This window comes from Nodularia chucula CCY0103, from assembly GCF_963923915.1.
Lineage (GTDB): Bacteria > Cyanobacteriota > Cyanobacteriia > Cyanobacteriales > Nostocaceae > Nodularia > Nodularia chucula.
Genome location: NZ_CAWUOL010000226.1, coordinates 1 through 561 on the forward strand (window position 1 = coordinate 1; position 561 = coordinate 561).

Here is a 561-nt window from a genome sequence, read left to right on the forward strand (position 1 = left end):
CTTCAGTGATTTTGGTCATGAGAGCATCAAAAAACCGTCCGACCTGTGGATAGGTGGACGGTTTATTCAGTGGATTTAATTTCGGAAAGCTGTTGTAGCTCTTGAAGTCTGCTTTTTAACAATTGAGACTGTTGGTCATGATATGCCAGTTGCTTCTCAGTCTCGTTTATCAGCTGGCCAACGAGTTTCCCAGCGAGTCTTTCAATTGACTGTCCTCTAAGGATAGAGGTATCTGTTCCGTAGCTATTTTCTCTACCAGTTCCGACCTGGTGAGTCCCAAGCCCTGCGCCAATTCTTGAAAAAGTTCCCACGCATCCGGGTTGACTTTTAAGCTTACTCCCTTCGTTTCGCGCCCCTTGGGTCGTCCCGTCCTTGCCATAGTTACTATCCTGCATAATATTTTCTTGCTTCCAATTATTGCATATCCGAAAATCCATAAACTAATATTGACATAGGATATTTGGATATGCAATAGTAGGGCTAATTGGATTTTCAGATATCCGATAGCTCCCACCCCACACCGGGGAATACCACATGGAGCAAGCACCCGTGCATTGTGTA

Annotated in this window: 1 protein-coding gene; it reads right to left on the reverse strand. The window is 44.7% G+C overall.

Annotated elements, in window-relative coordinates:
* Positions 1 to 169 precede the first annotated feature (169 nt).
* The coding region (locus ACM0OP_RS24325) for a hypothetical protein (RefSeq protein WP_414530970.1) at positions 170 to 561 on the reverse strand (392 nt) is incomplete at its 5' end.